This is a genomic window from Treponema sp. (genome assembly GCF_017430385.1).
In the GTDB taxonomy this organism is placed as follows: Bacteria; Spirochaetota; Spirochaetia; order Treponematales; family Treponemataceae; genus Treponema_D.
Window position 1 is genome coordinate 1 of sequence record NZ_JAFRNB010000124.1, and the last position, 20,791, is coordinate 20,791.

Here is a 20,791-nt window from a genome sequence, read left to right on the forward strand (position 1 = left end):
CAGCGGAAGGTTTAGGTTAATCTCGCTCTCGAGGTTTATGCCTCTCTGTCTCGCGTGGAACCTGCCGCCTACCTCCTGCTCCCGTCAGAACAGGATACCGCTTTCACCCTTTTCATAAAAGCATATCATCTCGCTCAAAACCTGTCTCGCAGGTTTTGTCGGCTAACGCCGTCGCTCCCTACCCCGTAACGCCCCTTTAGGGTGCCCTTCTGTCCTTTGCCTCAAGTTCATTTTCTAGTGAATCTTCTAGCAGCGAGAAGAAATCCAAGCCTGTACGCTTTTCTACTTCGTCCACGGCGACTTCATAATAATCAAGGACTTCGCCGCATTTTTCGTTCGGGAGAATGAATGCCAGCATCATCACACTTTGGGCGTCTTCGGGAGTTTCCTTGTCTTTTTCGTCTTCGTAAAGCGGAATCAAAAGCACTTTGTAGTAAAATTCTGGAACTGAGACCTTGTTTTCGCCGATTGAATTGTATTCTTCGGCTGGCTTTTCAAGAATCGGGCCTGAAACTACATACACTCGCCCGAATATTTCTGCCCATTCACGCACCTTGCTTTCCAAATCTTTCCAAAGCCCTCGGTTAAGGTTTCCTTTCTGCGGGCTCATGTTGCTCATGTAAAATGTCTCGCTCATGGCTTTTTCGTCAAAGGCAAAGTCGGCGGCAGGGGAGAGGTGGCCGCGGTCGTAGCCGGATTTTTTGTAGTCGGAAGGAGTTGCTGAGCCTGTGGTGATTTCTGGGTCGCTTCTAAAGTCGTCGCTTCGCTTTGCGTTTTTCACAAGCTCTTCTTCGGTGAGACAGTACGCGCTCCATTCTGCCTGCTCGTAGCTTTCGCGGTAGCAGAGTGAATAATGCTCAAAGTTCCTGAGCTGGTGGTCGGCGGCGTTATCAGATGCGGCACAAATTGGCTTTTCAAGTCCTGCCGGAAGTGCGACGAGTTCTTTTGCGGAAGCTTTTTCCGACGCTGATTTTTTGCCCGAAGATTTTTGCTTTTCAGAATCGGTTTCCGCTTTCTCAGATTGAGCAGCCTGCTTCTCATTAGAATCACTTTCTTCTATATAATTTTTAATCTGTGAAATCTGTGTAATCTGTGGTTCTTTTAAAATCTTGACAACATTATCAACTTTCGCCTTGAATTCTGGATTTGTCTTATAAGAATAAACTGAAACAACAGTGAGAATTGCAATTATTAAAAAAAGAAATCCCAGGGAGTGTCTCTGTTTTTTATTTTTGCGTGATTTTCGTTTTTTAGGCATAAAGAGATTATAGCAAATTATTCACAGCGAGTACATTTTGAGGAATAAAAAATGCCGCACCGTTATGAAGCCCCGAAGTTGCGGAACGTAGGGAGCGTTAAGAAAATGCGAAAGCATTTTTAGCGACTCTCCGAAGCAACTGCGTTGCGTAGGCGTAGTGAAGCAATGAGCGTGAGCGAAGGGCGGAACAACGGCCGCTAGAAAATTTTGCGCCAAAAAAATTGTAGAAAAAAAATCGCTTTTCTGATAAAATATTCCATTCATAAAAAATCGAGGCACAAAATGGCAAGTGTAAAATTTCCAAAAGACTACAAATCGCTGCTCGGCGAAAAAGAGACCGAACATGCTATCGTAATGATTAAAGATTTCTTCCAGACCCAGCTTTCTACCGCACTTAATCTCACCCGCGTTACCGCTCCTCTTTTTGTTCAGAGCGGAAAGGGCTTGAATGACGACTTGAACGGTGTTGAGCGTGCCGTAAAATTCCCGGTAAAGGACATGGGCGACGCTCAGATGGAAATCGTTCATTCTCTCGCAAAATGGAAGCGTGTTAAGGTCAGCGAGATGAAGCTTCCTGCAGGTTTTGGAATTTACACTGATATGAACGCGATTCGTGCCGACGAGGATTTGGACAATATTCACTCGCTTTATGTCGATCAGTGGGACTGGTGCGAGTGCATCAATAAGGCCGACCGCAATCTTGAATATTTGAAGGCAGCCGTCAAAAAGATTTATGATTGTCTCAAACGCACAGAATTCTACATTTACGACCGCTACGAGAACATCAAGCCGATTTTGCCGGAGAACGTTCAGTTTGTGTTTGCTGATGACTTACAGCGCCGCTATCCCGATTTGACTCCAAAAGAGCGCGAGAACAAAATCTGCGAAGAATACGGAGCTGTTTTCTTGATTGGTATCGGCGGAAAGCTTCCTGACGGAACAATCCACGACGGACGAGCACCGGACTATGACGACTGGATCAGCGAGAGCGTTGACGGTCATCACGGTTTGAACGGTGACCTGCTCGTCTGGAACCCGGTTTTGCAGTCTTCATTCGAGCTTTCTTCAATGGGTATTCGTGTAAGCCCTGAAAGCTTGAAATTACAGCTTGAAGAGCGTGGCTGCCCTGAGCGCGCAAGCCTTGAGTTCCACAAAAAACTCTTGAACGGTGAGCTCAGCTTTACAATGGGTGGCGGTATTGGTCAGAGCCGCTTGTGCATGTTCTTCCTGCGAAAAGCTCACATCGGCGAAATCCAGGTTTCAATGTGGCCGGACGAGATGAAGAGCGAGTGCGAAAAGCACGGAATTCACTTGCTGTAATTTTCTTGACGATAGGGAAATTATCGGATATATTAAAAAAGAAAGGAACACCGTAGAGGTGGCAATCTCCTTTAAGCTATTGTTAAAAGCCTACTCGAAGTTAGCGCACCGGGTAGGCTTTGTTTTTGCCCTACAAGATAAAATGGAAAATTTGTTTAAATTTACTTCATCAAATCTGGAATCTTCTCTTTCTTCTTTTAAGCAGCGCGGAATTACTGAGTTCACTTTGCAGGACGAGGCTGTTCTTTCTCACAAGGGGAAGCTCCTTCACTTTCTGCAGGTTTTCCAGAAAGAGGCGGGAGATGTTTTTCTGACTTTGCCTGTGAGCGCGAACGTTCTTGATATGGACGTGTGCAAGGCCTGTGCCGAGCTTTACTGCACGCTTGAAATTCCTTTTTCGGGGCTCAGCAAGGGCGGCTCTTATCTTTTTGACAAAAAGTTTTTCTCGCGCCGGGCGGATATGCTCAATACTCTGGGGCTTGTCTTTGGATTTGACATGAATTTTGCCTGTGATGCGGGCGACAGCGTTAAGGCTTTCCGTGACAGGCTTGATTTTGCACTTTCCCTTTATCCGAATCACATTGATTTTCCTCAGCTGGAGCTGGCGGGCATTTCAGACAGTGCCGATAAATCTTCTATTAAACAGCCCAAGCCGAGCGCAACTTTCTCGACCCAGGACATAAAAAATTGCCGAGAAACTGCCTTTGCTGTCTCTTCTTTTTATAGCTATGGTCGTGCAGTCACTTGGTTCCTTGCGGTTCTTGCCCCGCTCAAAATGACACCATCTAAGTTTTTCCAGGATTTTGCGGAATGGCAGAAAATCAACAACTGTTCTCTTGAAAGCGGATGGAAGCCTGAGACTGCAAAACATGCCGAAATCGAAAAAATGCAGCTTTCCTTCCTTAAATTCAAATACGATGAAAAGAACAAGCCTCAGCTTTTTGATGTCGTGAGCAATATTGTCCGGCTCAACGGAGCTTTTTCACGATGTTTTGGCGAAGGCGAAGAGTCAAAGATCGAGCTTGGTTACAATCCCGAAGAGCTCCTTTCTGGGGCTGCGATGGATATCCAGTCTTTCTTTGACAATTCTTTCATCGAGAACAGCACAGTCAAAATCTTTATGGGCGAAGACGGCGTAGAATGGAGATATTGCTAATAGGTCGAATGGCGAGTTTTTAACACAGCCAGTAAATTTCAAAACTCGACATTCAGCCTAGCCGACACTTTCCAAAATTCGCTGAAACTCTCCAAAAAGAACACAATTTCGCCATAATTCTGACACATTTTCTTTCTAAAATCTTCTTAACAAGGGGCGGAGCTTGCATCCGAGCAATGACTTTTCCACAAAGCCAGCTGCCCCACACAACAAAAACGGCCAATCGAAAACTGGAACTTCCTTCTTGGCTCTTATAGGAGATTTTTATGAAAAAAATTTCACCATTATCAATCAAACTTATTTTCATCGGATTTATCGTGCTTCTTCTTCTCGTGGGAAATGTGCTGATAAAATCAAAACTTGAGGACAGGGAATACAGCTACCACACCGCCCTCGACAGCATCGCGGAGGCAAGCGGAGACAAGCTTCGCTCAGGCGGTCCATATATCGTGATTCCTTATGATGAGACAGTCGAAGAGAAAAATGCTTGGGATAAAATTGAAAAAAAAACCGTCACACGCTATCTGTACATCAATCCAACCACGCTCCGATATGAAGCAGATTTGAAAAGCGAGAGACGGCCTCTCGGAATCTACTCAGCCCCGATTTTCTCAGGCTCAATGAAAATTCACGCCGATTTTGACGCTTCGGAAAAGCTTCCTGCCCGCTCGCATCCAGAAAAGGCGGTCGTCGTCCTTGAAATTCATGACCGTTCCCTCCAGAGCAAGCCAGTCTTTGTCATTAACGGAAAAAATCACGACACTTATCTTTCTGGAATCCGCTACGCAGTCAACGACACTGGTTCAAGAGCTGTCTCTACCGAAATCGCCGCCAACATCAATTTCGCAAGCGGAAAATACACATTCGACACAGAGCTAAAAATTCAAGGTTCCACTTCCTTCGCAGTTGAAGTCAGTGCCAGCGACACAAGCCTTTCGGTAAAATCAGACTGGGCTTCCCCAGGCTTCACAGGCTTCGACTATCTCCCGAACACTCGAAAACTCACAAGCGAAGGCTTTACGGCCGAATGGACAATTCCTTTCGCAAACGCAGAATCAGGTCACACAATCGGATTTTCTTTCATCGACCCGGTGAATGTCTACCAGAAACTTGACCGTGCTATTTCTTACGGATTTTTGTTCATAATCGTGCCTTTCATAGTCCTTTTCATGTTCGAGGCAATCGCAAAAATCAATCTGCACCCGCTTCACTATCTTTTGAGCGGAAGTGCCTGCGTTCTTTTCTTCCTTTTGCTGCTCGCGCTTTCGGAGCATGTTTCCTTCAACCTTTCGTATATGCTTGGGGCTTTGGCTTCGGGACTTCTGGTTTCGGCCTATATCGGTCAGATTGCAAAAAAAGTCAGGTTTTCGCTCATCATGGCTGGCTGTTTCGCGCTTTTGTACTCATACCTTTATCTTTCGCTCCAGTCCGAAGATTACGCGCTCTTAATCGGCTCGGTGTTCGCGTTCATCGTGGTCGCAATTCTGATGTTCTTCACAAGAAACGGCATAACAAAATTCCCGGTTCACGAATCTAGCCCACAGCCAGAAGAGAAAATTGCATCAAAAGCATAAGGGCGCAACCGTCTGCCAAAAGGCAGTCGGTTGCGAGCACCATCGTTGTCGTGCTCGTTTGGCTTTCCGCGGTTCCGCTATCGCTACATTGCCTACACTTTGTTCCGGCAACGGCTATCGCCGCCCCTACAATCCCTTGCGCAGCATTTTTTTTGATAAGAATTGCATTTTCAGACATTTTATCTGCTTTGTTTTGGATGACTTTCATCTTGTTCCCTCATTGAAGAGCGTTGCAGTAAATTGTTATAATCTTTTCATCGTGAATGTAGAAAAACCGAAGATTGCAATAGTTGATGATGAGAAAAATGTCCGTCTTCCGCTCAGAAAATTCCTTGAATCCGAAGGCTTTGAGGTCGCGGAATTCTCTGACGGAAAGGAAGCCCTGGACGACTTAACCAAAAGCAAAAATCCGCCAGCCGTTTACATCCTTGACATTATGATGCCTGTGATGGACGGAATCATGTTCCTTCAAAAATACAAGGCGATTTTCCCCGAAGTCCCCGCGATTTTTCTTACGAGCCGTGATGAGGAATTCGACAAGATTCTGGGGCTTGAGCTTGGGGCTGACGACTATCTTACAAAGCCATTTTCGATGAAGGAACTTCTGGCCCGTGTCAAAGTGCTTCTGCGGCGGTATCAGAAGGTCTCAAAAGAAGATGAGAAGCTTATGGAAGATGACAAAAATCTTCTCCGCTCAGAGAATCTCGTCCTCAATACAAAAAGTTGTGTTGCAAAGGCAAAAAATGCGGCCGGGGATTCAGAAGAAATCCCGCTCACGGTTACTGAATTCCGCCTGCTCGAAAATTTCATGAAAAATCCTGATGAAGTTTTTACCCGCGAGCAGCTGATTGAAATCGCCTATCCTGAGGACATCTACCTGAATGACCGTGCGATTGACTGCCACATAAAGCGTCTTCGCAAAAAAATCGGCACGGAACGGATTGAGACGGTCTACGGACTTGGGTACAAATTTTTGGGATAAAATAAAAAAAAGAGTAAAAAAATGAAAAAGGTAATTTTTATTGCAATGTTAGTTGGTGCAATGGTACAAGGTTTTGCGAAGGACATAAAAAAGGATTTTGGTTCTTTTTCTGTTCCAGACAATTATGTCGAAAACAAAAAATTCTCAACCCCAGAAAAGCCGTTTTTTCTTACAAAAGACGATGACAAGAAGTTTTCGAGCGGAGAGGTAAAGTTCGCAAACAATATTTCTGTTGAAGAACGCCACAATAGATACACAAAAGAAAATCATACCGCGTTCAAGCAGGCTATTCTCAGCCAGCTGACCTATCAGAGTTCCATGGCAGGATTTGACCTTACGGGCGACGGATACAAAAATAAAAAAGGGTATGTTATCTATAAGTTCGTCCTGTCTCCGAGCGAAGACTTGCTTAAAAAACGCCCGAAGGAGCCGACGACAACGCAGTATTACATCATTGCGGAAGATTATTCGTTCATTTTGGTGCACGAAACAACGGCGGGAAGCTCTCCCGAAACAGATAACGCCGCAGAATTGATTGTAGACAGTTTTCAAGGACGAGAATAGGGAATGAAAAAACTGATTTTGATTTTATGTGCTTTTGCGGCAGCATCGCTTTCTTTTGCTGATGATGGCGGCAGTTACAAGCCAGAGGACTGGGCTTATGGCAATATCTATGTCGAGAAGCCGAATGAAAAAATCGCGCTTGAAAGAGAACTTCTTATAGTTGACCAGCTTGAGGGCGATGTTGAGGCTCGTTTTGACTTCAAAAATACGACCAAAGAAAAAGTCATCGTTCCGTGCGCGTTCCCTGTCGTTATCACGCTTCCGTTTTTCGTGCACAAAAATGACGGCTCCGTTTCGACCTTCGTTTCTTTCAATGCAAGGCCAAGACTCAAAATCTGGGAAATTCTTCTTCAGAAAAAAGTCGAGAATTACCATCCTGGTTCCAGCAAAAAAGAAACTTACGGCGGAAACATAAGCAAAGACGAAGTTTTCGCGCTCGACAAGAAACTCCGCACAATTTCATGCAAGGAATATCTTTCTGAACTTTTGCGTTACGGTGAAAACGACCCGACTTTGAATCCTTGCGTCATTGAGCTGGACGGAAAGAGCGTTCCAGTGCAGACAGTCGGAATCGAAACTTCTCTCGTACAAGACTATAAAAGCCCGTTCAAATTTTTTGACTATGAAGAAGACGACTACAATCACGATGATGTATATGCAGTCAAGCTAGTTCTTCATTTTTATCATGAGCTTTCATTCAAGCCATCTTCTTCATCCATGCTGACAGTCCGCTACAAGACAGAAACCGCGAAGCATGATTACAGGAGAACTCGCTATCAGTTCCAGTACGACATATCAACCGGCGGAACATGGAAAAGTGGCGCCATCAATGAATTCCTCGTCCTGACGAACAGTAAAATGACCTCGTACAATTCCAAGACTCAGTTCGTACAAAGCAGAATCCCTTGCGACGGATTATACTATGCAAAAAACTACATGCCGCAGAAAAACGAATATTTTGAATTCTATCACTCTTATGGAGGCGACGATAGTACGAGTTTTTATGTAGAGGATTGCTTTGGGGATGAGAAAAAGCAGCCTTTCGTAAAAAATGTGCGCGCGTCATCGTTCCTTTCCGGCTCTTACAAAATCGCAGGAAAAATGGATCATAATCACTGGGAGCATTTGGAATTCAATCTCAATGAGAATCTCCGCGATTCAGATTACAAGCCAGAAACTTCTTTCGACGGAAACTATTTCAACGGCTGGGTAGAAGGTGCGAAGGGTGACGGAATCGGCGAGTGGATTGAATTCACGCTGGATTCATATACTTTCGGACCTTTTGCAACGAACGGACTGAGGCGTTTTGCAGGTCATCGTTATGCCCACCCAGAGCCTAAAGGCTACGGCAGTTATTATGACTTTGAGTGGAGCGAATGTGGGGAAGAATATTCAGTTCTTGCTCGTGCTGGCGGAGTCGGCGAGACATGGATTTCAAACAACCGTGTCAAATCGATGAAACTTCTTGATTCAAATAAAACGACAAAGGCAATCCTCAATTTTGCAGACCTTTTCCCGGAATATGAAAATCATTGGACGAACGACAGGATATCAATGAACGCCGTCAAAAATCCGCTTTTTCTTGGAAAAGGCACATACCGAATGCAAATCGAAAGCGTCTACAAAGGCAAAAAATGGGATGACACAGTTCTTGGCGAAGTCTGGTTTGTCGAAATTGACGATGAGACAGGCAAATTCCTCGAAAATGACAAAGACGGATTCTTCCTTGCTCCGCTTAACAAAAGACTCGAGGCTTATGTTTCCAGGGAAATGAAATATGCTGAGAACGAAATGCGCTCCGCAGAAGAATACATGCGTTCCATTAAGGACGGAAACTACGGTTACTAGGAATGTTTGAAAAATAGAAAAGAGAGGAAAAAATGAAACAAAACACTAAATGGCGATGGTTCCTGCTGGTTCTGATTATTGATTTTGCGTACACCCTGTTCAATTATATCCTCGATTTTGGCGAGCGGGATGATAACCTTTCTTGGGGCTTGCTCCTTTTGCTGCATCTTGTGCCGCTCGTAGCTCTTATAATCATTTCAAGGAAGATTCCGTATTTTGAGGAAAAGTCAAAACTTCCTCTGGTTCAGAAATGTCTGATTGCCTATCTTGCAGCCTCTGTGCTTCTGGGGCTTGCGACTTTTAGCTTCAATCTTCCCCGCCCAATAAGCTTTTTGTTTTATTCAAGAAGCTGGTGGTTCGACATCGTTTACTTTATTCGCTACAAGATGTATTACCTTGCGATTGATTTTACAATAACTGTCCTTTACTGGATTTCTTACGCAATTCTTCTCGCAGATATATCGAACAGACTGAATCCTGTGCCGGAAGAAAAAGAACTTTCGGGCGATGAATTGCAGCTTAAAACAAGCGCTTCATTCAAAATCTCAATTGCGAACATGATTTGTCTTATACTTCAGACTGGCTTGAATTCGTGTATTGTCCTTGCTTTTGAAAAAAACAAGGGTGGTACCGGCGAGCAAGCGATAGGAATGGCAATCGTTGGCTTGATTTTAATCGCCATAAAATTCCTGATTTCGCTTCCTGTACTTATCCTTTCGATTGTCGGAATCGTCAAAAGCCGCCAGCAAAAAAGCAGGCTGATGAAAAACAACCACCGCGGATTCGTGATAAATGTCATCTGCCTTGTGATTTCAGAGCTTCAGGTCTTCCTTTGGTGGTAGAAAGGCAAAAGTTCTAATCTGGAGAAAAAAGACAAAATGAAACGACCAAAAATTTTCCTCAGCATATCGATTCAAATCTCAGTTTTTCTTCTATTAATTGCATTCGTTCCTGTGGCGATTATGATGGCCTTGACCACTTACGAAAAGCAGCTTCTGGAATTCACGGAACGCTCGAATGTTCAGCAGGGAAGGCTCGTGTCGGCATCACTCTCCCACGACTCACTCACAGAAGAAAAAGCAAAAACACTTCTTTCAAAAATGAACGGCCGGTTCGATGCCAGAATCAGAATTATCGGAAAAGACCAGCTTCTTCTCGCGGACTCAGCGACAAGCCAGAAAACTCCAGCCAAATCAAATGCTTCTGAAACAAGCCGAGCTGAATCAGGAACAATCCTTTCCCGCCAAGAAAGTGAATCCCTGAATCTTCCCGAAAGCGAAAAACCAGCGGAAAAAATATCGGAAAAATCGGCCGAAGACACTTTCGTTTACCGGCTTTTCTCTCTCCCAATCAGAATCTACAGAAAATTCTTCCGTCCGCCGTCACAAAATCCTTTCGCCCAGGATTATTACACATCAAAAAGCCTTTACGACGGCAATGAAATTAAAGCTGCCCTCGAAGGCTACTACGGCTCGACCACAAGATTTTCTCGCGGGAGCAGCGCAAGCGTGACTTTGTACTCAGCCCTTCCGATATTTGACGAAAATGAAGAAGTTTCGGGCGTTGTCCTTGTGAGCCGCTCAACCAACAAAATACTTCAGAACCTTTACGAACTGAGGCGTGATTTGGGAAAAGTCTTTTTGGCATCCCTCATATTCGTTGCTCTCGTCTCACTTTTTTTCACATTCAGAATTTCCCTTCCGCTCAAAAAGCTTTCGCACGAGGCAGTTTCCAGAAGCGACAAACAGGGGCGCGTTCTTTCCACCCAATTCACAGGCAAAAAAAGAATCGATGAAATCGGGCTTCTTTCTCGTTCCCTCACATCCCTTCTTGAAAAACTCAACGCAAGAATCACATTCACTGAGCGGTTTGCAAGCGATGTCTCGCACGAGTTCAAAAATCCGCTAGCCGCAATCCGTTCCTGCTCCGAAGCACTTGAAACGCCGAACCTAAATCCCGAAGAGCAAAAAGAATTCATCTGTGCAATCGGAGAGGAAGTCACGCACCTTCAAAATCTTCTTACAGGCGTTCGGAACATCACGAAAATCGATGCGGGAATCACCGAAAATGAACAAATCGAGCCGCTTCCGCTCAATCTTCTTACAAAAAACATAATTTCCCGGCTTTCGCTTGTCTTTCCGGCTACGGATTTTGATTTCAAACCTGATTCCGAAGAAGCAAAGCTTAAAATTCCTGCCGATTATTTTGACCGCATGGCCGAAAACCTGATTTCAAACGCCGCAAGTTTCGGAACGAAAGTCAGAGTTAGAATCGAAAAATCAGCTGATTCAAAAACAGAAAAAATCACATTCACGGTCGAGGACAACGGAAAGGGAGTCTCTGAAGAAGAAAAAGAAAAGATTTTCGAGCGGTTCTATTCACATCGTCCCGAAGATGAAAAAATGAGCCATACAGGGCTTGGACTTTCCACGGTCAAGGCAATCGTAGACACCCTCGGCGCAAAAATCACCGTCGGAAAAAGCGAAACTTTGGCCGGAGCAAAATTCTCCGTGATTTTTCCTGTAGAAAATTCCTGAAATCTTCTATAAAATACAAAAATCTTTGCTCAAAGGGAGTAATTTATGGTAATAGGCAGTGCTTTTTTAGGATTTTTGCTTCCGATCGTGATTCTAATTGCTTTATTTGCGGTCATGGCTGTCATCGTTCTGGGCTTTCTCAAAAAAATTAAGCCTCAGCTTTCAAATCTCACAAAAGACCGGCTCTCGCGAATCATTCCGCTGGCAGAAAATGACAAAATCCAATTCGGCTGGTTTTTGCGGGGCTTTATTATTTCAGGCCTGCTTCTTTTCGGAACTGGCGGAGTCTTTGTTCTTTATTCTCCTATAATATATATAATCCAGCTTTTGCTCGCATTCATCATCATCAGAATCTCAAAAAAAGACGCGGGAAACAGGGGGCAGAAAGCAGCTTGGTATTTCCTTGGCTCTTTTTCAGCACTTCTGACTTTTTTCTTGTATTTTCTTCTGTTGATTGGAAAAAGCAATGACGCAAAATCAATAATCCTGCATTTTCTGGCGGTTATTGCCCTTCTTGCCTTCGGAATTTTCATCACAAGAAGAAACCTGCTTCTGGGAAACAGCGCGGCAACCAGCTTTGCGGAAGGAAGAATCACAAAATCAATCATCACTAAAAATTTCCCGGTTTTCGTAATCAACTACGAATATGAATTTTCTGTGAACGGAAAGACTTTCAAATCGATTAACGGTGAGAGTTTGAAACAAAAAGATAAGCGGGGCAGGGAGCTTTCGGGCAATCAGAAAGTTTTGTATGTGGCAGAAAATCCGAACATTTCGCGGCTTTGCGCAATTGATGCCCGGCACACGAACAAGATTTTTTTCTGCATTCTTCTTGCAATTCTGGCAATCTCCCTCCGCTGTGTCTTTTCCACGGACATAATTCCGACCGTCAGGGATTTTCCGGCCAATTTTGCCGAGGCAAAGGTTGAAATTTCGGAGATGGTGAGCGACTTTTCAGAATGGCGCGACTAAACTGCCTCCCGCCCTTTCGCCCTTCGCTAACGCTCATTGCGGAGCTTCCTGCGGTCGCTCCGCAACTAAAGGGGCTTCACGGCGGCGCGGGATTTTTTTTGATAAAACAGGATTCATTTTCTTCGGGACAGGATTTTTTGGAAAAATTTTTCTATATTTCTACTTTTTTTTGTTGACGATTTTTGATAGATTTTACTATCTTTATTTATAAGAATAAGATTTCAGGAAGTAATCATGAAACACGAAAAACATGAAAAAACCGAAGAAAAAGTAAACGAGTCTGAGCAGAAGACTGAACAGACTGCTGAAACAAAGGCAGAAGAAGCTTCTTCACAGGAAAGCACAGCTTCTGAGAACAAAGCCGATTCTGATTCAAAAGAAGGAGCAAAAGCTGATTCCGAGGAGAAAAAAGAAAAAACTCCAGAAGAGCGAATCGCTGAGCTTGAAAAAGAAAATGCTGACCTCAAAGACCAGCTCTTGCGCCGTGCCGCTGATTTCGACAATTACCGCAAGCGCATGATGCAGGAAAAGCAGGACGCTTTCGACTACGGAAACGCCAACCTGCTCAAAGATTTGCTTGATTCTTTGGATAATTTTGACCGCACTCTTGATGCTGCCAAGGATGCCAAAGATGCAAAATCAATTGCTGACGGAATCCGCATGATTAACAAATCACTTGTCAGCATGCTTGAGAATAAATACAATCTTGTTGCGTTCGGCAAAGAGGGCGATGATTTCGATCCTGACTTGCACGAAGCAATCGGAATGCAGCAGGGAGATGTCAAAAAAGAACAACTCGCTGCCGTCTACCTCAAAGGCTATAAGCTTAAAGAAAAGGTTATCCGCCACGCAAAAGTCATGGTAGTTAAACCTGCTGAGTAATAGGTGTAACCACAGATGTCACAGATGAACACAGATTATGTGTCTGGTTAATGAAAATTGCTTGGTAATATACGAGCGACTTTCTTACAAAATATATAAAAATCTGTGAAATCGGTGTAATCTGTGGTTTGTAAAATCTTAAATAAATATAGGAGATTATAGATAAAAAACAGCCTGAAATATCGTCTGTTTTTTATCTTGACAAGTTTTCGTTGAAAACTTGCTTCATATAATGCTACTCCTCATTTCATTGCGGAGCAGTATAAAAAGTCATTCGAATGTTGAAACATTCTTCACGACTTTTTATAAGGAGAAAAAAATGGGAAAAATTATTGGTATTGACTTGGGAACAACAAACTCTTGTGTTGCCGTAATGGAAAACGGTGAGCCGGTCGTAATTCAGAACTCTGAGGGCGGCCGCACAACTCCGTCTATCGTAGGTTTCACTGCAAAAGGTGAGCGAATCGTCGGTGTTCCTGCAAAGAACCAGATGGTCACAAACCCAAAGAACACAGTTTATTCTATCAAACGATTTATCGGTCACAGATATTCAGAACTTACTGGCGAGGCAAAACTTGTTCCTTACACAGTAAAAGACAATGGTCAGGATGTCCGCGTTGAAGTCACAGAGAATGGCTCACTCAAAGAGTTCTCTCCACAGGAAATCTCAGCTTTCATCTTGCAGAAAATGAAGAAAACTGCAGAGGATTACCTTGGACAGCCAGTAACAGAGGCAGTAATCACAGTTCCTGCTTACTTCAACGACTCACAGCGACAGGCTACAAAAGATGCTGGTAAAATCGCAGGTCTCGATGTAAAACGAATCATCAACGAGCCGACAGCAGCTGCCCTCGCTTTCGGTTTCAACAAAGACCAGTCAAAAGAAAAGACAATCGCTGTCTATGACTTGGGTGGCGGTACATTCGATATTTCTATCCTTGAGCTTGCTGACGGCGTATTCGAGGTTAAATCAACAAACGGCGACACTCACCTCGGTGGCGATGACTGGGACCGCGCAATCGTTAACTGGCTCATCGACGGCTTCAAGGCTGACACAGGAATCGATCTTTCAAAAGACTCAATGGCTTTGCAGCGACTCCGTGAAGCTGCTGAGAACGCAAAAATCGGTCTTTCTAACCAGACAACAGTTGACATCAACCTTCCGTTCATCACAGCAGATGCAACAGGCCCGAAACACTTGCAGAAGTCACTCACACGCGCTCAGTTCGAGCAGATGACAGATGATTTGTTCGAGCGCACAAAGGAGCCATGCCGCAAAGCATTGGCAGATGCAGGCATCTCAACAAGCGACATCGACGAGGTTCTCCTTGTTGGTGGTTCAAGCCGAATGCCAAAAGTTCAGGAAGTTGTTAAGGCAATCTTCGGAAAAGAAGGTTCACGCGCTGTAAACCCAGATGAGGCTGTTGCAATTGGTGCAGCTGTTCAGGGCGGCGTTCTCCAGGGCGATGTAAAAGACATCCTCTTGCTCGACGTTACTCCACTTTCACTTGGTATCGAGACAATGGGCGGCGTAATGACAAAACTCATCGCACGAAACACAACAATTCCTACAAAGAAGAGCCAGGTATTCTCTACAGCTGCCGACGGACAGACAGCAGTTTCTATCCACGTATTGCAGGGTGAGCGTGAGATGGCAAGCCAGAACCGCACTCTCGGAAACTTCGACTTGGTTGGTATTCCTGCAGCTCCTCGTGGCGTTCCACAGATTGAAGTTACATTCGATATCGATGCAAACGGTATCGTACATGTTTCTGCAAAAGATTTGGGAACAGGCAAAGAGCAGCACATCCAGATTACTTCATCAAGCGGCTTGAGCGAAGAAGAAATCAACCGCATGGTAAAAGATGCTGAGGCAAACGCAGAGGCAGACAAAAAACAGCGTGAAGCAATTGATGTCAAGAATGAGGCAGACAGCCTTGTTTACCAGACAGAAAAGAGCATGAAAGAGCTTGGCGACAAAATCAGCGGTGCTGACAAACAGGCAATCGATGATGCACTCGCAGCCCTCAAAAAGGCAATCGAAGGCAACAACACAGAAGACATCAAGGCAAAAACAGAGGCTTTGAAAAACGCTTCTTACAAAATCGCCGAAGAAATCTACAAACAGCAGGGTGCTCAGGGCGCACAGCCAGGAGCAGGAGCTGCAAATGCCGGTGCCGATGCAGGAGCCTCTGCAGGTAATGCCAATGGCGGAAGCAAATTCGACAAAGGCAGTGCCGACGACGTAGAGTACGAGGTACACTAATAAGTTAGGAGTGAGCAGTTAGCAGTGAACAGTGATAAATTGCGCATTGCTAACGCCCATCTTCGAAACAATCACTGGACAATGTTAATGCGTGTCCAAAATTAAAGACCACATTTTACATTCATTAAACAGATTAAAAGTTATGTTTTATGAAAAATCCTTCAATTTCGTACGAACGGCTTCTTCATATAAAAATTCCTAATCTGTGACATCTGTGTAATCTGTGGTTAAAAATTTAATGGAAAATGACCATGGCTGGGAAAAGAGATTATTACGAAGTTTTAGGAATTCAGAAGAACGCTACGGAAGATGAAATCAAAAAGGCTTACCGTAAGCTTGCGGTCAAATATCATCCTGACCGAAATCCGGGCGACAAAGAGGCGGAGGAAAAGTTCAAGGAAGCTACCGAGGCCTACGAAGTCCTTTCTGATGACCAGAAGCGACCAATCTATGACCAGTATGGTTTTGCCGGTCTCGACGGAATGGGCGGCGGCGGTGGCGGTTACAGCCATGCGTTCCATGACTTCTCAGACCTTTTCGGTGGTATGGGCGGCATGGGTGGCGGCTTCTCCGACATCTTCGAAAATATTTTCGGTGGTGGTGGCCGCTCTTCACGCCGAAGACCAGACGAGCCTAGCCAGGGACAGAGCCTTCGCTACGACCTCAACATCACTTTCAAGGATGCGGTTTACGGTACAAAAGCCGAAATCACTTTCCAGCACAATGAAGCTTGTACTGAATGTGGCGGAACAGGTGGAGCAAAAGGCTCAAAAAGAAAGCCTTGTCCAACTTGTGGCGGAAGTGGTCAGGTTCGCAGACAGGCAGGATTCTTTGCAGTTCAGCAGACTTGTCCAGCTTGTGGCGGCGTAGGCACAAAAATCGATAATCCTTGTAAAAAATGTCGTGGAACTGGCTACGAAACAGTCACTAAAAAAATGTCGCTCACAATCCCGGCCGGGGTTGATGACGGAAAACGAATCGCAATTCCGCGCATGGGCGATGTTGGTGCAAACGGTGGCCCGGCAGGTGATTTGATTGTCGTTCTTCATGTCGAGCAGCACGAGTATTTCGAGCGAGACGGCCGTGACTTGTACTGTGCAATCCCAGTTACATTCGCACAGGCTGCTTTGGGTGTCACTTTGGACATCACTTCGCTTGACGGCAAAAAAATTAAATTTGCGTTGCCGGCTGGAACAACAAACGGCAAGCTCTACAAAATCAAAGGCGAGGGCGTTCCGTACGCAGAAGGCCGCAAAGGTGATTTGTATGTAAAAATCATCGTGCAGATTCCAACCCGCCTGAACAGCGAGCAAAAGCGGCTCATGGAAGAATTCGCGCGCATTGAAAACGCAACGACTTCACCAAGCTGTGTTCCGCTTTCGAGCTTGAGCAGGTAGTTTTATAGAAGAAAATCTTAAAAAGCAGGTTTCTGGTTTTGATTCTAACATCAAACGCGAGCCTGCTTTTATTGTTTTAAAAAGAATTGGGTTTTACCGATAATAAATCGTGAACATGTCTGTAAGTTTTGACTCTTTCGATTCCAATTCTTTTCAAAAATATATCGCTCCAGATTGCGACAGGCTTTCTTTTTTGCAAAATTATCTTTCTGAGCGGGGCGTTTCTTCTTCCGTGATTCCGCTTGGTGAAAAAAAACATCTTTATGTCAATTTTCCTTCCACCGCTTACAATCCAATGTTCAAAATCAAGACGATAATTTCCCATTATGACCGCGTTGCCGGAAGTCCTGGTGCGAATGACAATTCTTTGGCCAATTTTGCGATTGCTGATTTTGCGGCGGAGCTTTCCCATTCAAAAAAAATCCATAATGTGCGCATTTTTTTTACTGACGGCGAGGAGCTTGGAGCGGAAGGCGTTTCTTCTCAGGGAGCTTTTGCACTTGCTGATTTGTTCAGAAAGCTTGGGATTGTGAATGATGATGTCTATGTCTTTGATGCTTGCGGGCGAGGTGAAGTTGCGGTTCTGGCTCGTGCGGGCTTGGATTCAAAAATCAGTGGTGCTTTCAAAAAAAAGTTCCTGGATTTGTACGAGCGCACCCAGAATCTTTTGCGTAAGGCGATGCCGAATTCCTGGATGACTCTGCCGGTTCCTTATAGTGACAATGCCGGCTTCCTTGCGTGCGGAATTCCTGCCGTTGCAATCACATTCCTGCCAAAAGATGAAGTTTCCTTCTATTATAGTAATCTTATGTCGGACAAGAATCTTGAAAAAGCAGTGATGAACTGCCGTATTGATTCTGATTCAAAAAATGTGGCCGACCTTTCCATTCAAAGATTCAAATACAGTGAAAAAATGCCTATGACATGGCGGCTTTTCCACACCGAATACGATAATTTTTTAAGTCTCAGTCCTGAAAGTTACAAGCTGGTAAAAAAAATCCTCACGCAGATTGCTGAAATGAATGCGCTTGCGTGAGGTTTGAAAATTATGCTTCCAGAATAGGAACTCAGGCCTTTTCCAGAAGTTGTTTTTTCAGTTCGATTGTCTGGTTTGTCTGCCTTAAAAGCCTCTGTGCCAGCATTTTGCTCAAGAAGATTCCATAATGTGGGTTCTTTCGAATCATGAGAAGGAAGTCTGCTTTTGGAATGCGGATCAGGCGGCAGTCTCCGACGGCAAGAATTGTTGCTGTTCGGCGGTCATTCAAAAGAAAGGCCATTTCTCCGATGAACAAATCGTTAGGAGTAAGCACCGTCGCAAGTTTTTTGTTTGCGTAAACGGCGAATCTTCCGGAAATAATGAAGAAAAGATCGTTGCTGTATTCACCTTCGCGGCATACGACCTGCTTGTCTTTGTATTCAACGGTCTCAAACTGACTCATTTTTCCAGGAACTGCCGAAGCTGTGTTTTTGAGGTTGGCGATTGTAAAAGTGACTTCGTTGCCTTTATCGTTGTAAGTTAATGTCTGAACTACGCTTTTGCTCAAAGAAATTCCCCGGCCATGAAGCATGTTTTCATCTGCTTCAGTCTTTGACATGTAGCTTCTCCAGTCAAAGCCGTTTCCGTCATCGGTAATTGAAAATTTTGAGGCTGTTCTGCTGATGTCATAGGAAATTTTTATCCGTCTTTTTGCAAAACGCGGGTCAATGGCCCTTTTTTGAATGAGCTGTATCATGTTTCCGCCTTTGCCGAGCCATTCAGTCTTTGTGGCATAATCAATCTCAAGGTTCCCGTGCTCCAGTGCGTTTGTGACAAGCTCACTGAAAGTCATCTGCAGGCTGAAACGGTCATCGTCTGAAATCCTGTTCGTGTTGTAAAGATAATTGACAAGAAAGTTTGTATAAAAACGGCAGTCCATTGAATCGTTACCGAATATGAAGGAGCCTGATTCTTCTGTGCCTGCGATGTCGCTCATACCGCGGTTGAAAAGAAAACGCTGGTTCTGGTAGAGAATACGAAGAATTCGAACGAAATGGTTCTGAAAATCAGGGATTGTCTGGATTGCAAGGATGTTCGGGTTCTTGCGGCGCTCAATTTCCTCGACCTGCTTGTGGCTCTTGCAGACTGCGATAACGCCGCCGTAGTGAAGCCATGTGTCTTCGGCGATATTCTGCAAGATTTTGTCGCAGTCGATGTTTTCTGAGGTGAAGTCGATTACCTTGATTTCAGGAAGTTCGTAATCAATATATCGGATGATATCTTCTGTGGCGTCGAATATGTCGGTTGCAAAAAAAGACGGGTATAATTTGCAGGCATTTCTTACGGTGCTTATAACATTTTCATTTGACGATGCTGTTAATACTTTTCTCATAACTTAAAGTATATTAAAAAAACATGCTTTATAGAAGATGAGTTTTGGGTCAGTTTTATACTATTTTGACATGATTATCTGCTGAATAGTTAAAAATCTTGCAAGAAAATTCTAAATTCTATAGCAGAGCAAATGATTTTGTGCTAATATAAGCTAATATTTTTTGTATAAATGCAAAGGAGTATTTCAGATGGCTGAAGAAAAGACTGAACTTTCAGAACCACAGAAAGAAATCAACGGGCTTGTAGAAAAAGCTCAGAAGGCGTTGGAGGCTTACGCTTCTTACGATCAGGAAAAGATTGACTACATCGTAGCAAAAGCCAGTGTTGCTGCTCTCGATCAGCATGGTGTACTTGCAAAACTTGCAGTAGAAGAGACAAAACGCGGTGTCTTTGAAGATAAAGCTACAAAGAACCTCTTTGCCTGTGAGTATGTTGTAAACCACATGCGTCACCTCAAGACAGTTGGTGTTATTGAGGATAACGATGTAACTGGTGTTGTCAAAATCGCTGAGCCTGTAGGTGTTGTTGCTGGTCTTACTCCTGTCACAAACCCAACTTCAACAGCAATTTTCAAATCTCTCATCTGTTTGAAAACTCGTAACCCAATCATCTTCTCATTCCACCCAAGCGCAATCAAATGTTCTATCGCTGCTGCAAAAGTTGTTTATGATGCTGCTGTCGCTGCTGGTGCTCCAAAAGATTGTATTCAGTGGATTGAAGAGCCATCTCTCGAAAAAACAAATCTCTTGATTGGTCATCCTGGTGTTGCAACAATTCTTGCAACTGGTGGTAACGCAATGGTTCGCGCTGCTTACTCTCAGGGTAAACCAGCTCTCGGTGTAGGTGCCGGCAACGTTCCTGCTTATGTTGAGAAATCTTGCAACCTCAAACAGGCAATCAACGATATCGTAATGTCAAAAGCATTCGACAACGGTATGATTTGTGCTTCTGAGCAGGGTGCAATCATCGACAAAGAAATCTACAACGACGCAATCAAAACATTCAAAGAGTACCGTGCATATCTTTGTAACGACAAAGAAAAGAAAATGCTCGAGAAATACATGTTTGGCGTAGACGGCGACCCAACAGTTGCAAAACTCAACTCTGTCGTTCCTGGTATGAACCCAGTTGTTCTCGCTAAGAACGCAGGTTTCGATATTCCAGAGCGCACAAGCATCATTCTCGCTGAGTGTAAGGAAGTCGGCGTAAACGAGCCTCTCACTCGCGAAAAGCTTTCTCCGGTTTTGGCAGTTCTCAAGGCTTCTTCTACAGAAGACGGTATGAACAAGGCAAAACAGTTCCTCGAATTCGGTGGTCTCGGTCACTCAGCTGCAATCCACACAACAAACAAGGAGCTTGCAGAAAAATTCGGCGATCTCGTTCCTGCTATCCGCGTAATCTGGAACTCACCTTCAACATTCGGTGGTATCGGTAACGTATACAACTCATTCATTCCTTCTCTTACACTTGGTTGTGGTTCTTACGGACACAACTCAACAGACGACAACGTTAGTGCCGTCAACCTTTTGAACATCAAAAAACTGGGTAGGAGACGAAATAATATGCAGTGGTTTAAAGTACCGTCAAAAATCTTCTTTGAGCGTGACTCAATCGAATATATCCATCAGATGAAGGGCGTTCACAAAGTTATCATCGTAACAGAC

At 44.3% G+C, this 20,791-nt stretch carries 16 protein-coding genes; 14 read left to right on the top strand and 2 right to left on the bottom strand.

Annotation, left to right across the window (positions count from 1 at the left end):
- Window positions 1–196 precede the first annotated feature (196 nt).
- Entirely contained in the window at window positions 197–1,258 is a 1,062-nt protein-coding gene (locus IJJ71_RS08700; protein WP_296846439.1) for a DNA/RNA non-specific endonuclease, read from the bottom strand.
- 282 nt (window positions 1,259–1,540) lie between these two features.
- Here IJJ71_RS08700 and asnA point away from each other — a divergent pair, with 282 nt between their 5' ends.
- The 13 genes from asnA to IJJ71_RS08765 all read left to right on the top strand — a co-directional run bounded on the left by asnA (window position 1,541) and on the right by IJJ71_RS08765 (window position 17,792).
- The gene (gene asnA / locus IJJ71_RS08705) at window positions 1,541–2,578 is read left to right on the top strand and encodes an aspartate--ammonia ligase (RefSeq protein WP_296846440.1); all 1,038 of its coding nucleotides are present in this window, start codon (window positions 1,541–1,543) and stop codon (window positions 2,576–2,578) included.
- A gap of 151 nt (window positions 2,579–2,729) precedes the next feature.
- Complete coding sequence (locus IJJ71_RS08710; RefSeq protein WP_296846441.1) at window positions 2,730–3,734, top strand: hypothetical protein; 1,005 nt, start codon at window positions 2,730–2,732, stop codon at window positions 3,732–3,734.
- A gap of 266 nt (window positions 3,735–4,000) precedes the next feature.
- Window positions 4,001–5,308 carry a cell envelope integrity protein CreD gene (gene creD, locus IJJ71_RS08715; protein WP_296846442.1) on the top strand — a complete coding sequence of 436 codons (1,308 nt, stop codon included), beginning with the start codon at window positions 4,001–4,003 and terminating at the stop codon, window positions 5,306–5,308.
- Window positions 5,309–5,567: 259 nt separating this feature from the next.
- A complete protein-coding gene (locus IJJ71_RS08720) occupies window positions 5,568–6,290 on the top strand; it encodes a response regulator transcription factor (RefSeq protein WP_296846443.1) in 723 nt (240 codons plus the stop codon).
- Between the two features lie 21 nt (window positions 6,291–6,311).
- Window positions 6,312–6,854 carry a hypothetical protein gene (locus IJJ71_RS08725; protein ID WP_296846444.1) on the top strand — a complete coding sequence of 181 codons (543 nt, stop codon included), beginning with the start codon at window positions 6,312–6,314 and terminating at the stop codon, window positions 6,852–6,854.
- A gap of 3 nt (window positions 6,855–6,857) precedes the next feature.
- Window positions 6,858–8,702, top strand: coding sequence for a hypothetical protein (locus IJJ71_RS08730; protein WP_296846445.1), 1,845 nt, complete (start codon window positions 6,858–6,860; stop codon window positions 8,700–8,702).
- Between the two features lie 32 nt (window positions 8,703–8,734).
- The gene (locus IJJ71_RS08735) at window positions 8,735–9,544 is read left to right on the top strand and encodes a hypothetical protein (RefSeq protein WP_296846446.1); all 810 of its coding nucleotides are present in this window, start codon (window positions 8,735–8,737) and stop codon (window positions 9,542–9,544) included.
- 36 nt (window positions 9,545–9,580) lie between these two features.
- Complete coding sequence (locus tag IJJ71_RS08740) at window positions 9,581–11,239, top strand: sensor histidine kinase (RefSeq protein WP_296846447.1); 1,659 nt, start codon at window positions 9,581–9,583, stop codon at window positions 11,237–11,239.
- Between the two features lie 45 nt (window positions 11,240–11,284).
- Window positions 11,285–12,211, top strand: coding sequence for a hypothetical protein (locus tag IJJ71_RS08745; RefSeq protein ID WP_296846448.1), 927 nt, complete (start codon window positions 11,285–11,287; stop codon window positions 12,209–12,211).
- A 234-nt stretch (window positions 12,212–12,445) separates the two neighbouring features.
- The gene (locus IJJ71_RS08750) at window positions 12,446–13,093 is read left to right on the top strand and encodes a nucleotide exchange factor GrpE (RefSeq protein ID WP_296846449.1); all 648 of its coding nucleotides are present in this window, start codon (window positions 12,446–12,448) and stop codon (window positions 13,091–13,093) included.
- Window positions 13,094–13,412: 319 nt separating this feature from the next.
- Window positions 13,413–15,359, top strand: a complete 1,947-nt coding sequence (gene dnaK / locus IJJ71_RS08755) for a molecular chaperone DnaK (RefSeq protein ID WP_296846450.1) — start codon at window positions 13,413–13,415, stop codon at window positions 15,357–15,359.
- Between the two features lie 251 nt (window positions 15,360–15,610).
- Window positions 15,611–16,756 (top strand): molecular chaperone DnaJ, encoded by a 1,146-nt coding sequence (gene dnaJ / locus IJJ71_RS08760; RefSeq protein ID WP_296846451.1) that lies wholly within the window; start codon window positions 15,611–15,613, stop codon window positions 16,754–16,756.
- Between the two features lie 115 nt (window positions 16,757–16,871).
- The gene (locus IJJ71_RS08765) at window positions 16,872–17,792 is read left to right on the top strand and encodes a M28 family peptidase (RefSeq protein ID WP_296846452.1); all 921 of its coding nucleotides are present in this window, start codon (window positions 16,872–16,874) and stop codon (window positions 17,790–17,792) included.
- Window positions 17,793–17,823: 31 nt separating this feature from the next.
- On the opposite strand, the gene IJJ71_RS08770 is transcribed toward IJJ71_RS08765, so the two are convergent.
- Complete coding sequence (locus tag IJJ71_RS08770; RefSeq protein ID WP_296846453.1) at window positions 17,824–19,125, bottom strand: cyclic nucleotide-binding domain-containing protein; 1,302 nt, start codon at window positions 19,123–19,125, stop codon at window positions 17,824–17,826.
- 190 nt (window positions 19,126–19,315) lie between these two features.
- Between IJJ71_RS08770 and IJJ71_RS08775 the strand changes: the two genes are divergently transcribed.
- A partial coding sequence (locus tag IJJ71_RS08775) for an aldehyde dehydrogenase family protein (protein ID WP_296846454.1) occupies window positions 19,316–20,791 on the top strand: 1,476 nt, incomplete at its 3' end.